Genomic DNA, 15,184 nt, shown 5'->3' on the forward strand with positions numbered 1-15,184 from the left:
TTCGCGGCGCGCGCGGCTGCGGAGCCCGATAACAGGACGCGCACTCAAGGAGTTATCGCTATGGCAGCACTGCAACAATCGCTGGACGAACTGCTGAACCTGGATGGTGCCTTGGCGTCTGCCGTGGTGGATGCCAAGAGCGGCATGCTGCTCGGACAGGCGGGGGGGGGCGTGGATCTGGAACTGGCCGCGGCGGGTAACACAGAAGTGGTCCGTGCCAAGCTCAAGACCATGAAGTCCCTGGCGCTCAACGACGTAATCGAGGACATCCTCATCACCCTCGGCCGCCAGTACCACATCATCCGCCCGATGGCGAAGCACGAAGGCGTGTTCATGTACTACGTGCTGGACAAGGTGAAGGCCAACCTGGCGTTGGCTCGACGCAAGCTGCAGGAGGTGGAGGGGCAGATGGCTATCTGACGAATACGTCGGGGCGAAATCGTGGGCCAGCCTGGGAGGCTTGCCCACGTTTCTATTTGTGCGGGTATTACTCGAACAGGCCGTGCCAGCAGTCGCTCAATTCGCCCAGCTCGAAGGACTTCGCCCAGGACTGTTTCTCCAGCCACAGGCGAGTGGTTTCGCGATCGGCTTCGGTCAGGCTGCCAACGGCGTTCAGGCACAGGTAGCCTGTGAACTCACCGTCTTCAGTGGCGCCGCCGACGAAGACCCAGCCCTCGGACTCGACGAAAGCGATCCACTGGTCAAGCACGTCGTCCAGGTCGCCGCTGTAGTTCACTTCCAGGCTGAAGCCGAACTCCTGGAACTCGCCCAGGCGCAGTTTTTTCAGCAGGCGGCGCTTGCGCGGCTTGGCCATTTGTTCGGGGGTGAGGTATTTCATCGATGTCTCCTTGAGAAGCGCTAACCAGGCTTGGCGACCTGGATCCGGCAATCGCCAGCCGATCATGATACCACTCCTGGCCTTGGAGCCAGTTCATCCCCACAACAATGCGACATGGCGCTGTTCATTTCTCACCGGGGAGACCCCGTCATCCAGAAAAAGGCACCTGCAGGTGCCTTTTTCGGTATCCGCAGCCACTAAAGATAGAAAACCGTCAGCTGCGCCGTGCCACTAACCTTTCCACCCAACACTTGTGCGGCAGTGCCGGTGCGGAAGTACGACACGTTCATCTTGATCGGCAGGCTCGAATTCCCCGCAGCAGGACTGTAGTCGGACACCACATAACTGGAGTCGCCTAAGCGAATGGGCGCGGTGTTGGTCTCATTGGTGATGCGCAGGCCTACCCCCTTGGCCATGTCCGCCCCGGTGGCGTTCTGGAAGGTGCCGTCGGTCGCGCTGATGACCGGCATGATGGAGTCCAACTGGTATTGGATGGCGTTCATGCCTGCAGGGCAGTTCCGTAGTACGAACTGGAAAGGGGTCGTCTGTACGCTGGTAGCTGAGGCGAACACCGATTTATTGATGGTGGGCAACGTGATATTGCCGCCCTCGGCGCTGCAGCCCAATGCCTGAAACTGCACGGGACCGATGTTGTAGTTGGTGCTACCTGTCCCGGTGGAGAACGCGCCATCCACCTGTAGCGCGGTGTTGGTCAGGGTGAAACCTTGCAACATGCCGGCGGCGATCTTGCCTGTTTTGATCAACCGCGCCTGTACTTGCATGCCGAAGGTGTAGTCCCCGGTGCCACTGGTATAGCAGTAACGGTTGCTGTAGGGGATCGTTCCGGACGCGGCCACCCAGGGATACCAGCCTTGCATGCCGGCAGAGCCATCAATCGCTCCCTCACAGCCTGGGCCAGTGGTGTAGTAGCGCAATCCGTAAATGATTCCCACGCCAGGTGTTGCGGTTTGAAGAACTTTATAAGTCAAGCCGTTCTCGCTGTACGAACCGGCTTGGCTGAAAGTCGGGAATTTCAGGCCGATGCCAACCTGAGTATTATTACTGGCTGTGCAGGTGTAAGTATTTTGGGTGGCCGCCCCCATGACCCACCCAGAAAGCGGGACTAAAGCGGACGTGTTATCTCTGGGGACCGAAATTGGACTGGGGAAGTTGAAGGTTTCAACACCCGTTCCATTGAAGTTGCAGTTGAATGCGGCCATGGAATATGGGCTGCACAGCGGGATGGTCAATACACCTGCAACGCGAATCAGCTTCAGTAGCCGCTCGAGCGTCATCTTTCGGATCATGTTTTCGAGCCTCTGTGGGATTAAAAGATACGGGCAACTAGCCGTCGAAAGGTGGTGTTGCTGGCAAGTATCGTATTAATGCAGAGTGCGAAAAATAGTTCTGTCCGATTGGGCTGCTAAAGGTTAGGAGGTTTTCTCGCGAAATAGAGGATATTCTAACAGTGGTAGGGCGAGTGCCGGAAAGTTCTGTAGGGCTAACTATTGGTGGGGCTTATTTCCTGTCAGCCGCTGCCGGATTAATGTTAATTTCAGAAATTTGGCGGCTTTTATTTAGTTGGTGAGAAGCCGTAGCGGGATGGATGGTCGGCGAGAATCCAGTTCGGATACGCAGCGTGATAGGCCAGTTCGATATGGTTTGCCACCTGCTGTGGTGCATTTTCCCATGCCAGTTCTACAGGCGGGAAAATCCGGTGGCCGAAATGGCCCTTTGAAAAGGTCAAATGGAAGTTCACCAGCAAGGCATCGGCGTGGCTGCCGATGGTAAATACGCCGCGGTGTAAACGTGCCGGCCGACCCTGGATGGACACTTCCACCGTTTCCATCGGGAAGCGCTGCATCATATAAGGCGGTACATCGCTGAAAAGGACGGCTATCTTTTCCTGTCGTAGTGCACGCATCAGCCGCAGGCCTAACGCCGAGCGTTTTTCCTCATCGTAGGTGTGCAGCAGTCGCAAACCGGGAATCAATATATCCTCCCGATTTCCATAAGCCTGGCGCGGGCTGCCTGACACGACCGCTAGCTCGGCCATGTTCAGTTTCGCCCGTAGCGCGTCGACTACATAGATGTTGGCGTATTCGGATACGTAGTGAAAAGGCGAGATGATAATCGGCCGTTTGGGGTTGTCATGGCGAATTGCAGCAACCGTGTCGGCCAATTCCTGAGCGGTGGCCTCCAGCTCCGGACAATAGCCGCCGAGCCCCGACAAGCGACCTAAATGCATGCGCCGGTCAATCAGGGTCTCCAACTCACCGCTGGCCATGGTGCGCCAGACATTGCCCTGAGTCAGGCATTCGCTGTCGCGCCCCCATTCGTAACGCAACCGACCATCCCAGCGAACGCCGGAATTGAACAGGCTTCGGCAGCTCCATAATGTGACTGCCAGTGGCACCAGCCAACCGGCCGGCATTCTGAGCAGGATCTGATCGCGCCACCTGAGTCTTACACGCTCGCGCCTATTGGTCATGGGCGCTCAACCAGCTGTCGATGATCTGAATGTCGTCCAGGGTCAGCCCGGCGATTTCGGCTTTGAGCGCCAAAAAGGCGGAAAGCATGTCATAGACCGCCTTGGTCTGCTCCGAGCGGCTGGTGAAGACCGCTTCCTGAGCCCTCAGCACGTCCAGGTTGGTCCGGCTGCCAACCTTGAAGCCCATTCGGGTGGACTCCAGTGCGGCCTGATTGCCACGGATGATGTCTTCCAGCGCGGTGCTGCGGTCTCGTGCCCAGTTGAAGCGTTGGTACCACTCGCGTGCATCCGCACCTGATTTGCGGGTGGCCGCCAACAGGGTGTTCTGCGCTTTCTCTTCACCAGCGGAGGCTTGGCGAATCCGCGCCCGATTCTCTCCGCCGGTAAAGATCGGTGCGGAAATGGTCAGCATGGCGGTGTTGGTCGTGGTGGGTTCCGAGTAGCCTGAAGCGGCGCCCGAGGGTGAGTGACTGGCGCTCAAGTTGACCACGGGATAACGCTGCGCGCGGGCTTTCTCCACCTCGCCATCGGCTATGCGGGCCTGCAGTTGAGCGAGCTGGACGGGGAAGCTGTGGGATTGCGCCTGACGCACCCAGCGGTCGACCTCGGATGCCCTCAGCCAGAGCTTGGGCTTGCCCGCAGGCAATGTTCTGGGCGGTTCGATGTCTCGCCCAATCAGCGTCGCCACGACACTACGACTGGAGTCCAGTTCGCGCTCCGCATCCTGTAGTTGCAGTTGTGCCTCGCTCAGGCGCGAGGTGGCCTCCTGCACGTCGATGACCGTCGCTTCGCCGCCGGCCTGCAGTCTCAATGCCAAGGCGCGCTGCTCCGACACCGCGCGCAGATAGTCGGCGGCACGGGACACTCTTTGCGACGCCACGAGCATGTCCATGTAGGCAGTCGCGCTGCGCAGCATCAGGTCTTGCCTGGCGCTGGCGAATTCGAGCTCCGCCAAAGTGCTCGACATTCCAGCCTGCTTGAGATCTACCCAACGCTCCCAATCGAACACTGGCTGATTGAGCGTGATCATCCAGCCGTTCTGCCAGTAGCTCATTGTGGGAGCGTTATCCGTTTGCTGGCGGTTGTAGGTTCTTCCCCAGCCGCCGTCCAGCCGCGGCAGCAGGGCGGCTCTGGCCTTGGGAATCTCCTGGCGGGCCATGTCCAGCTCGCTGCCGGAGGCCGCCAGTTCGGCGTCATGAGCCAGCGCGTCCCTGACCGCGGACAACATCTCGCCGGCTGGTGCCAGCCAGGGCATCAGCAGCAGGCTCAGTCCCAGCACCTTGTGTATGACGCCTGCCCTCATACGTGGGATCTCTGGCGCGACTCGCGCGCAATGAGGCGTCCGTCGAGCAACTGGAAGCTGCAATCAAATCGCGAGGCGAGGGAGTGGTCATGAGTGATGACAATGAGTGTCCGCTCCAGGCTCAACAGCAGGTCGGCGATCTGCCCGACTGATTGCGGATCGAGATTGGAGGTGGGTTCATCAAGCAACAGCAGTTCCGCATCCTGATAGAGCGCCCGAGCCAGTAGCAGGCGTTGGCGCTGACCGGCGGATATATTGGCGATCGAATCGCTGATCACCGTTTGTGTCCGCATGGGTAACTGCATGACATCCGCCAGCAACCCGACGTCCTTGAGGAGCTGGTTGATACGGTTGTGATCGGCATTGGCGCTGAACAGGGAAATGTTGTCGGCGATACTGCCATTGAGAATCAGATCGCCTTGGCGCATCTGCGTCATGTGCTGGCGGATTTCATTGACGGCGAGGTTGGCATAGCTCACCTCGTTCAGACGAAGATCGCCGTGCTGAAGCGGTTCGGCTGCGCAAAGCATCTTGAACAGGGTGGATTTCCCCACTCCGGACGGACCGACTATGGCGATTTTGTCGCCCCGCCGTATCTCCAGGTTCACTCCGGACAGCACCTCGCGATCCGACAGTCCGTAGCTGAATGAGAGATCGCGCACCTGTATCGAGTCGAAGCGCTGCAGTAGCGTCGAGCGGGCCTTGGGGTCGGTGGCGGCATAGTGTTCCGATTCGTGCTCCACGATATCGGCAACCCGCTGCACGGGAACGCTCAGCATGAATCGACCAAACAAGGCGTTGATCGAGTTGGCCAGGCGTTCGGAAGCGAGCGACTTGTAGATCATGAACGAGTAGAACACGCCCACCGATACCTTGCCGTCGAGCATCAGCCCACTGGCCAGCCAGGTGATAGCGAGCAGGTCGGTGTACTCCACCAGCTTCAGCACGGCATCGCGGGCCGCAGCCAGCTTGGCGCTGTAAAGCGTGGCCGCCGCGTTGGCTCGGAACTTCGACATGAAGATGGCCGTGCGACGGATTTCACCGCAAGCCAGTTTGATCAGCGAAGCGCCGCGAATGGTTTCGATCATGGTGTCGTCGCATTGCGCCGAGCGCTCCAGGACCAGCATGTGTGCATCGCGCATCGGCACGTAAAGCGCGAACGCCGTACCCAGGTAGACGGCGAAGATGCTCAGCGCAACGCAAGCAAGCAGCGCGCTTTGCATCAGCATCAAGGCGATGGCGACGACTGCGACGACCAGGTCGATCCGCAGCGAGATAGCCGTTTGCACGGTATAGGTGTTGATCTCGTCCTGGGATTTCACACGGGCGAACAGGTCACCCACATTGCGTTTCTCGAAGTAGGAAATGGGATTGCTCAACAGCTTTCCCACCAGTCCCTGGGTGACGTTGACGCTGACCAGGGCGCCGGCCAGGGCTGTCAGATACTGCTGCACGAAGCGGCTGAAGGTGCCGATGGCGAAGATGCTGGCGAACGTCACGGCCAGAATGTGCAGCAGGTTGCGGTTGTCGCTCGTCACCACATGGTCGAGCACCAGGTTGCCGAAATAGGGCATGGCCAGTATCGCGAACTGGCTACCGATCGCGATGAACATCAACTTGATGATCTGGCTTCGCAGTTGGGGGTTCAAACTGCGCACGCGCGCGAGTGCGCCGGGTACGGGCGAGCGCGCGCGTATGCGCGGAAGCAGGGGCGTCGGGGCGCATTCGAGCAGGAAGCCGGACACGTTCGCCAGGAACATGTCCAGGGAGAGGCGGCGACGACCCGAGGCCGGGTCGATCACCACGACGTGGCCTCGACGGTATTTCTCGAATACCACGAAATGGGCGCCGCCAAAGTGCAGTATGGAGCCGGGCTTGATCGAGCGAAGGTCGTCCGCATCGAATTGGAATGCCTGGACGGCGAGGCCGAAATCGGTGGCCACGTCGTACAAATCCATCAACGTCAGGCCGTGGGAGGAAATGGGGCAATGCGCGGAAATTTCCCGCACCTCTGTCGCCCGGCCCAGGTGAGTCAGCACCATTGCCAGGCAGGCATAGCCGCAGTCGGCGACTTCGTTCTGGTATATGACCCGCACAATCAGCCTCGGATAATCTGGAAGAGAGGCTCAAGCACCCACTCTGCGATGGTGCGTCGCTCAACGACGACGCTGGCGGTACCCTGCATGCCAGGGAGGGCGCGCAGTGGCTCTGGAGATGCGCCGAAGGTGTCACTGGCCAGCGCCGCCCACGCCATGTAGTTGTTGGATTCCACGACTTTGGTTGCGTTGGCCGTGGAGGGGTTGTCGGTCTTGCTCATCGTGGTATCGGAAATCGATTCGATACGGGCTTGCAAGGCGCCGAAGCGGGCGTATGGGAAGGCATCGAGCTTGATGCGGACGAGTTGGCCTTCCTTGACGAACCCGCGTTGGCGGGACGGAATGTTCAGTGCCGCGACCAGTGGGCGCGTAGATCCGGTATGGATGACCAGGGCAATGTCTTCCGCCTGAAGCGAATGCCCGGCAACCAGACCCGAGAACGTGATAACGCCTTCATGGGGAGCGAAAATGGTGGTGTTCTGGCGGGAGGATTCGTAGCGCAGGCGAATGTCCTGCTCATCACGGAGCAACTGAGAGTCGGCTTCACGCTGCTGGGCTGCCAGTTCATGCTGGTTGCCGCGAAGCGTGGCTATTTCACTCATCAGCGACTGCCGCCTGGCGTCGCCCTGGGCTACTTCGGCGGCGCTCTGGTTGGCCTGCAGCCGCGCCTGGTCGACGCGATCAGCCGTCACATAATCGGCCATGCCCTGGATGCGATCGAGGGTGCCGCGGGCATCCGCAGCCATCTGCCGGGTACGTTGTTGTTGCTGCTCGATGGCGCGCAATTCCAGACGCCGGGCTGCTTCGCTGAATTCATTGGACTGAATGCGGGCGGCGAGGGTCGCGATACGGTCGTCATGCTGGCGCCGAACGGTAGCAATCTGTTCGTCACGCATCGTCTCGTCGAATGTTGCACGGGGAGTGCCGTCGCTTGAAAGGTTCAAGTCCCTGGCCAGTGTGAACAGCGGTTGACCCTGGCTGACAGTTTGCCCGGAGTGAACCTGAACGGCTGTCACCAATCCCGTGAGGCCACCGACCTTGATCTCGGAAGGGGATACGATTTCACAGGGAACATCGCGTTTGAGTTCAATCTCCTGGAAAAAGCCGAAGATAATGCTGAGCGCAACGATTGCCGACGTGAAATAGGTAATCCATCGCCAGGATATGTCGGTGAAACGCGGCAGTTTTTCTGCTTGGATACTCAAACTTTCGACCTTTATGTATTGCTCAGGGGCTTGGTTTTAATTGCCGGAAATCCAATCCCGTTTTCCAAAGCACAAAACGCTGCCCGGCATTTAACTGCCGGGCAGCGTTTTTCAGCCGTATCTGCTCGCTAATCCAATCTCATGCGTGCCGACGACTGGAAGTCGGGGCGACAGCGATCAAATGAGTGTTAGCAAAGCAAGATGCTGAATTATGGAGCGATGTTGCCGCCGCCGCCGGCGCTGCCGCCGCCGTCTACCGGCGGAACCGGGGTCGGGCATGGAGTGCATTTCTTCTTGCTCTTGCAGCAGCCGCCTGCCAGTTCGGACTTGATCAGATCATCGCGATTTACTTTTTTCATTTTCAGTTCCCTGAAATAGCGGGTTTAGAGGTAAAGCATATGTTGCGGTGTTGCTCTTTGTGGACGTCACTGAATTGAGTGCCAAAAGCTTTGATAAACGTATCGGATATGCTGTTTGCATGGTTGAACGTTTAATGAGGTGTTCCAATTTCTCGCAGTTTAAGTTCAGGTTCGAATGTGCAGGGTCGGTGCTTGATAAATCAATGCGCTGCAGTGCGATTAGCAGGAGGTTTCCTGAATTGAAAATTGCTGCAAGAGGGGTTGGGGATATGATCTTTTTTTGGCGGGGTGTCCGCAATAGCGAAGTAGTTGCGAATTCTGTAAGAAGCTTCTGGTGCGCCAGAATTTACTGAGGGGAGTTTTCGGTAATGAGGAATAACCAATTCATATATGGCCGTCTGGGGGCAGAAGACCCATGGCATTCCATGCGCAATATTGACGAGTGAAGTAGCTCGGAGAGAACGGTGAATCAAATCGAAAAGAACGAATGAAGCGGAGGAACAATTATCTGGATGTAATAAATGTCTACCGGGAATTCCACGGTAGACATTTATCAAGGCGGATTCAGCTATCGTAGCCCAGGTTTGGTGACAGCCAGCGTTCGCTGGTGCTGATCTCCTGGTCCTTGCGCGCGCTGTAGCGTTCTATCTGGTCCTTGTCGAGCTTGCCGACGGCGAAGTACTGGGCCTGCGGATGGGCGAAGTACCAGCCGCTGACGGCGGCGGCGGGGAACATGGCGTAGTGCTCGGTCAGGGTTACGCCGGACAGACCTTTCGGGTCGAGCAGTTTGAACAGCGTGCCTTTCTCGGTGTGGTCCGGGCAGGCCGGGTAGCCGGGCGCCGGGCGGATGCCGACGTATTGCTCCTTGATCAGCGCCTCGTTGTCCAGGTGCTCCTCGGGCTGGTAGCCCCAGTATTCCTTACGCACACGCTCGTGCAGCCACTCGGCGCAGGCTTCGGCGAGGCGGTCGGCGAGGGCCTTGACCATGATCGCGCTGTAGTCATCGCCTTGGGCCTCGTAGGCCTTGGCCACTTCCTCGGCGCCGATGCCGGCGGTGGTGATGAAGCCGCCGACGTAGTCCTTCACGCCGCTGTCCTTGGGCGCGACGAAGTCGGCCAGGCTGAAGTTCGGCTTGCCGTCGGGCTTGATGGTCTGCTGGCGCAGGTGGTGCAAGGTGGCCAGCTTGTGGCCGTCGTCGCCGTAGACTTCCAGGTCGTCGTGATGCACCTGGTTGGCCGGCCAGAAGCCCAGCACGGCGCGGGACTTGATCAGTTTCTCGTCGATCAGCTTCTTCAGCATCGCCTGGGCGTCGTTGAACAGGCTGGTGGCTGCCTCGCCCACGACTTCGTCGGTGAGGATGCGCGGATACTTGCCGGCCAGGTCCCAGGAGATGAAGAAGGGCGTCCAGTCGATGTACTCGGCCAGCACGTTCAGGTCGATGTCATCCAGTACCTTGACGCCGGTAAAGCTCGGCACCGGCGGCTGGTAACCGGCCCAGTCGAACTGCGGCTTGGCGGCGATGGCCTGCTCGTAGGTCAGGCGCTCGGTGCGGGCGCTGCGGTTGGCGGTGCGCTCGCGCACTTCGGCGTATTCCTCGCGCAGCTTGCGGGCGTACTCGGGCTTCATTTCCTTGGACAGCAGGGTGGTTGCCACGCCCACCGCGCGGGAGGCGTCGGTGACGTAGACCACGGCGTCGTTGCTGTACTGCGGGTCGATCTTCACTGCCGTGTGCGCCTTGGAAGTGGTGGCGCCACCGATCAGCAGGGGCAGGTGGAAATTCTGCCGCTGCATTTCCTTGGCGACATGGACCATCTCGTCCAGCGACGGGGTGATCAGGCCGGACAGGCCGATGATGTCGCACTTCTGCTCGCGGGCGGTCTGCAGGATCTTCTCCGCCGGGACCATCACGCCCAGGTCGACGATGTCGTAGCCGTTGCAGCCCAGCACCACGCCGACGATGTTCTTGCCGATGTCGTGCACATCGCCCTTCACGGTGGCCATGAGGATCTTGCCCTTGGCCTCGGGCTTGTCGCCTTTTTCCGCTTCGATGAAGGGAATCAGGTGGGCCACCGCCTGCTTCATCACACGGGCGGATTTCACCACCTGCGGGAGGAACATCTTGCCGGCGCCGAACAGGTCGCCGACCACGTTCATGCCGTACATCAGCGGGCCCTCGATGACCTCGATGGGGCGCGCGCACTTCTGCCGGCACTCCTCGGTGTCCTCGACGATCCAGGTGGTGATGCCTTTGACCAGGGCATGTTCCAGGCGCTTCTCGACGCTATGGCTGCGCCATTCCTCGTTCTCGACTTCCTTGGTGGCGCCGCCGCCCTTGTAGTTATCGGCGATGGCCAGCAGCGCTTCGGTTGCATCCGGGCTGCGGTTGAGCACCACATCCTCGACCTTGTCACGCAGTTCCTGCGGGATCTCGTCGTAGATCTCCAGCTGGCCGGCGTTGACGATGCCCATCGTCAGGCCGTTCTGGATCGCGTAGTAGAGGAACACCGAATGGATCGCCTCGCGCACCGGGTTGTTGCCGCGGAACGAGAACGACACGTTCGATACGCCGCCGGAGGTCAGTGCGTAGGGGAGGTTGTCACGGATGTACGCGCAGGCCTCGATGAAGTCGACCGCGTAGTTGTTGTGCTCCTCGATGCCGGTGGCCACCGCGAAGATGTTCGGGTCGAAGATGATGTCTTCCGGCGGGAAGCCCACTTCGTTGACCAGGATGTCGTAGGAGCGCTGGCAGATTTCTTCCTTGCGCGCCTGGGTGTCGGCCTGGCCGGCTTCGTCGAAGGCCATTACCACCACGGCGGCACCGTAGCGCTTGCACAGGCGGGCGTGGTGCTTGAACTGCTCGACGCCTTCCTTCATGGAGATGGAGTTGACGATGCCCTTGCCCTGAATGCATTTCAGGCCGGCTTCGATCACTTCCCACTTGGAGGAGTCGATCATGATCGGCACGCGGGAAATGTCCGGCTCGGAGGCGATCAGGTTGAGGAACTTCACCATGGCCGCCTTGGAGTCGAGCATGCCCTCGTCCATGTTGATGTCGATCACCTGGGCGCCGGCTTCCACCTGCTGCTGCGCGACTTCCAGCGCTTCGGCGTAGTTTTCCTCGCGAATCAGGCGGGCGAACTTGGCCGAGCCGGTGATGTTGGTGCGCTCACCGACGTTCACGAACAGCGAGTTGCGGTCGATGGTGAATGGCTCAAGGCCGGACAGGCGGCAGGCGCGGGGGATTTCCGGAATAGCGCGCGGCGCGTACTTGGCCACGGCCTTGGCGATGGCTTCGATGTGGCCCGGCGTGGTGCCACAGCAGCCGCCGATGATGTTGAGGAAGCCCGACGCGGCGAACTCCTCGACCACCAAGGCCATCTGCGCCGGGGTTTCGTCGTACTCGCCGAAGGCATTCGGCAGGCCGGCGTTGGGGTGGGCGGAGACGTGGGTCCCGGCCTTGGTCGCCAGTTCTTCCAGGTAGGGGCGCAGCTCTTTGGCGCCCAGGGCGCAGTTCAGGCCGACGGAGATCGGGTTGGCGTGGCGCACCGAGTTCCAGAAGGCTTCGGTGGTCTGGCCCGACAGGGTGCGGCCGGAGGCGTCGGTGATGGTGCCGGAGATCATGATCGGCAGCTCGACGCCCAGTTCTTCATAGACCCCCTGCACGGCGAAGATCGCGGCCTTGGCGTTGAGGGTGTCGAAGATGGTCTCGATCAGGATCAGGTCCGCGCCGCCCTCGATCAGGCCGCGGGTGGATTCGCTGTAGTTTTCCACCAGTTCGTCGAAGGTGACGTTGCGGAAGCCGGGGTCGTTGACGTCCGGAGAGATCGAGCAGGTGCGGCTGGTCGGGCCGAGAACGCCGGCGACGAAGCGCGGGCGGTCCGGGTTTTCGGCGGTCTTGGCGTCAGCCACTTCACGGGCCAGGCGCGCACCTTCCACGTTCATCTCGTAGGCCAGTTCCTGCATGTCGTAGTCGGCCTGGGACACGCGGGTGGCGTTGAAGGTGTTGGTCTCGAGGATGTCGGCGCCGGCATCGAGATAGGCCTTCTCGATAGCCTGGATGACGTCCGGACGGCTGAGCAGCAGCAGGTCGTTGTTGCCCTTCACGTCACTGGGCCAGTCGGCGAAGCGCGCGCCACGGTAGTCCTCTTCCTGCAGCTTGTAGCTCTGGATCATGGTGCCCATGCCGCCGTCGAGGATCAGGATGCGCTCCTTGAGGGCTTGCTGAAGGGCTTGCAGGCGTGCGGCACGGTCGATCATTGGGATACCTGGAAAAGGGCGTGACGAAAGGTCGCTGATGATATCAAACCTGCAGGAAATTTGACCGTCTCGGGTTTTACATGAGGATTGTTCATGTTCAGTCTTTGGTTGGAGCGCATTACAGCGGCACTCCCGCTAGAATCCGCTCCATCCTGATGTCCGGAGTCCTTCATGTCCCTGCGAGCCCGTTTCACGTTGCTCATCGCATCCCTGACGTTTTCGGCCCTGGCCCAGGCGGGAGGGCTGTCCTACACCAAGGACATCCAGCCGATCTTCACCGAGAAATGCGTGGCCTGCCACGCCTGCTACGACTCACCGTGCCAGCTCAACCTGACTGCCGCCGAAGGCGCCCAGCGCGGGGCGAACAAGCTGCCGGTCTACGACGGCGGGCGGACCAAGGCTCAGGACCCGACCCGGCTGTTCCTCGACGCCCATGGCGCGGATGCCTGGCGGCGCAAGGATTTCTGGTCGGTGCTCGACGGCCGCGGCAGCCAGGCTGCGCTGATGGCCCGGATGATCGACCTGGGACATGAGCATCCGTTGGTGCCCAACGCGAAGATTCCCGGCGGGCTGGACCTGTCGATCTACCGTACCAACCAGTGCCCGACGCCCGACAGCATCGACGACTTCGTCGCGAAGAACCGGCGCAGCGGCATGCCCTTCGCCGTCACCGGCCTGACCGACAAGCAGCTGTCCACCATCAAGACCTGGCTGGCCCAGGGCGCGCCGGTGGACGAGCAGGCGTGGCAGCCGGGTAGTGGCGAAGCACAGCAGATCGACGAGTGGGAAAGCTTCCTCAACCAGCCAGGCGCCCGCCAGAGCCTGGTGTCGCGTTGGATCTACGAGCACCTGTTCCTCGCCCACCTGTACTTCACCGAGCGCGGCGAGCCGGGGCATTTCTTCCAGCTGGTGCGCTCGCGCACGCCCAGCGGCCAGCCCATCGACCCCATCGCCACGCGGCGGCCGAACGACGATCCGGGCAATACCTTCTACTACCGCCTCTGGCCGATCCAGGGCGTGATCGTGCACAAGACGCACATCACCTATCCGCTCAACGAGGCGCGGCTCAAGCGCAACCAGGAGCTGTTCTACGGCACCGCCTGGACTACCGACAAGGTGCCCGGTTACGGCCTGCAGCACCGCGCCAACCCGTTCGTGACCTTCGAGGCGATCCCGGCGCGGGCGCGCTATCAGTTCATGCTGGATAACGCCGAGTACTTCGTCCGCACCTTCATTCGCGGGCCGGTGTGCCGCGGACAGATCGCCACCGACGTGATCCGCGACAACTTCTGGGCAGTGTTCCAGGACCCGGACCACGACCTCTATGTCACCGATCCTAAGTTCCAGCGGCAGGCCTCGCCGCTGCTGGCGCTGCCGGGGCAGATCGATGACGTGGGCGCCATGCTGTCGCAGTGGCGTTCCTACCGCGACAAGCGCAATCAATATGAGGAGCTGCGCCAGGACGTCTACGACGAGGCGCCGGCGCCGACCTGGGCCGACATCTGGGCCGGCAACGACAACGCCGTGCTGAGTATCTTCCGCCAGTTCGACAGCGCCTCGGTGCGCAAGGGCCTGATCGGCGGCGTGCCGCAGACCCTCTGGTGGATGGACTACCCGCTGCTGGAGCGCACCTACTATGGGCTGGTGGTGAACTTCGACGTGTTCGGCAACGTCGCCCACCAGGCGCAGACGCGGCTGTATTTCGACCTGATCCGCAACGGCGCCGAGCAGAACTTCCTGCGCCTGATGCCGGTTGGCGAGCGCAAGAGGCTGCTTGACGATTGGTACCAGAGCAGCGGCAAGTTGAAGATGTGGGCCGACTACTACAACTCCGACAGCGACGCGCCCACCGGCCTGTTCCTGCCGGAGAAGGGCGCCAAGCTGGCCTTCGCCAGGCAGTTGCTCAAGCACTATGTGGCGCTCAATGCGCGGCCCGACCCGATCAACCTGTGTGAGAACGGCGCCTGCTACCGCAACACCGTGGCTGCGCCGCTGCAGGACGCCGAGCAGGCCTTCAGCCGACTGGTCAGCCGCCCAGCCGCCGGCCTGCCGGTGATCGACCAGTTCCCCGAGGCGGCCATGCTGCGTGTGGAACTGCCAGACGGCCAGCGCGAGATCTACACCGTGCTGCGCAACCGTGCCCACAGCAACGTCGCTTTCATGATGGGCGAGTCGCTGCGATACCAGCCGGGGCTGGATACCCTGACCATCTACCCCGGCGTACTGTCGAGCTATCCGAACTTCATGTTCAACCTGAAAGCGGCCGAGGTGCCTGATTTCGTCAGTGCGCTGGAGCAGGTGAAGAACGCGAAGGACTTCGAGAGCGTTGCCGACCGCTGGGGCATCCGCCGCAGCCACCCGCAGTTCTGGTTCTACTTCCACGACCTGGACGCCTACCTGCGCGAAACCGAGCCGGTGGAGGCGGGCGTGCTGGACATGAACCGCTACGAGAACCTGTGACCGAGGTCATGTAGGAGCGAGCTTGCTCGCGAACCGCCCCACTGTGGGGGCGCGCGAGCAAGCTCGCTCCTACGAAAAGCCACGCTGCCCAGCTGCGAATTATTCCTACTAAAACGGTAGGGCTTTATCCCTCACCCCCCAATGGCGTAAACTGGCGCCACGTTTGCGAGGAGTT

The 15,184-nt window shown here is 60.8% G+C and carries 10 protein-coding genes; 2 read left to right on the forward strand and 8 right to left on the reverse strand.

Features of this window, described 5'->3' with window-relative positions; translation table 11 throughout:
• Positions 1 to 60: 60 nt before the first annotated feature.
• A complete protein-coding gene (locus tag ACNFH5_RS13850; protein ID WP_024763315.1) occupies positions 61 to 420 on the forward strand; it encodes a hypothetical protein in 360 nt (119 codons plus the stop codon).
• A 67-nt stretch (positions 421 to 487) separates the two neighbouring features.
• On the opposite strand, the gene ACNFH5_RS13855 is transcribed toward ACNFH5_RS13850, so the two are convergent.
• From ACNFH5_RS13855 to metH, 8 genes are all read right to left on the reverse strand, one after another.
• A complete protein-coding gene (locus ACNFH5_RS13855; protein WP_416746759.1) occupies positions 488 to 838 on the reverse strand; it encodes a 50S ribosome-binding protein YggL in 351 nt (116 codons plus the stop codon).
• A 197-nt stretch (positions 839 to 1,035) separates the two neighbouring features.
• The gene (locus ACNFH5_RS13860) at positions 1,036 to 2,145 is read right to left on the reverse strand and encodes a fimbrial protein (RefSeq protein ID WP_416746761.1); all 1,110 of its coding nucleotides are present in this window, start codon (positions 2,143 to 2,145) and stop codon (positions 1,036 to 1,038) included.
• Between the two features lie 266 nt (positions 2,146 to 2,411).
• Complete coding sequence (locus ACNFH5_RS13865; protein WP_416746763.1) at positions 2,412 to 3,329, reverse strand: hypothetical protein; 918 nt, start codon at positions 3,327 to 3,329, stop codon at positions 2,412 to 2,414.
• The gene (locus ACNFH5_RS13870; RefSeq protein WP_416746765.1) at positions 3,319 to 4,632 is read right to left on the reverse strand and encodes a TolC family outer membrane protein; all 1,314 of its coding nucleotides are present in this window, start codon (positions 4,630 to 4,632) and stop codon (positions 3,319 to 3,321) included. The genes ACNFH5_RS13865 and ACNFH5_RS13870 overlap by 11 nt, the downstream gene beginning before the upstream one ends.
• Positions 4,629 to 6,728, reverse strand: a complete 2,100-nt coding sequence (locus tag ACNFH5_RS13875) for a peptidase domain-containing ABC transporter (protein WP_416746767.1) — start codon at positions 6,726 to 6,728, stop codon at positions 4,629 to 4,631. The genes ACNFH5_RS13870 and ACNFH5_RS13875 overlap by 4 nt, the downstream gene beginning before the upstream one ends.
• Before the next feature lie 2 nt (positions 6,729 to 6,730).
• Positions 6,731 to 7,933 (reverse strand): HlyD family secretion protein, encoded by a 1,203-nt coding sequence (locus ACNFH5_RS13880; RefSeq protein ID WP_416746768.1) that lies wholly within the window; start codon positions 7,931 to 7,933, stop codon positions 6,731 to 6,733.
• A gap of 209 nt (positions 7,934 to 8,142) precedes the next feature.
• Positions 8,143 to 8,292, reverse strand: coding sequence for a hypothetical protein (locus ACNFH5_RS13885; RefSeq protein WP_416746770.1), 150 nt, complete (start codon positions 8,290 to 8,292; stop codon positions 8,143 to 8,145).
• A 564-nt stretch (positions 8,293 to 8,856) separates the two neighbouring features.
• Entirely contained in the window at positions 8,857 to 12,549 is a 3,693-nt protein-coding gene (gene metH, locus ACNFH5_RS13890; protein WP_416746772.1) for a methionine synthase, read from the reverse strand.
• 171 nt (positions 12,550 to 12,720) lie between these two features.
• Between metH and ACNFH5_RS13895 the strand changes: the two genes are divergently transcribed.
• A complete protein-coding gene (locus ACNFH5_RS13895) occupies positions 12,721 to 15,009 on the forward strand; it encodes a fatty acid cis/trans isomerase (protein WP_416746774.1) in 2,289 nt (762 codons plus the stop codon).
• The last annotated feature ends 175 nt before the right edge of the window (positions 15,010 to 15,184 follow it).

It is taken from the genome of Pseudomonas sp. NY15435 (assembly GCF_048068295.1).
GTDB lineage: Bacteria > Pseudomonadota > Gammaproteobacteria > Pseudomonadales > Pseudomonadaceae > Pseudomonas.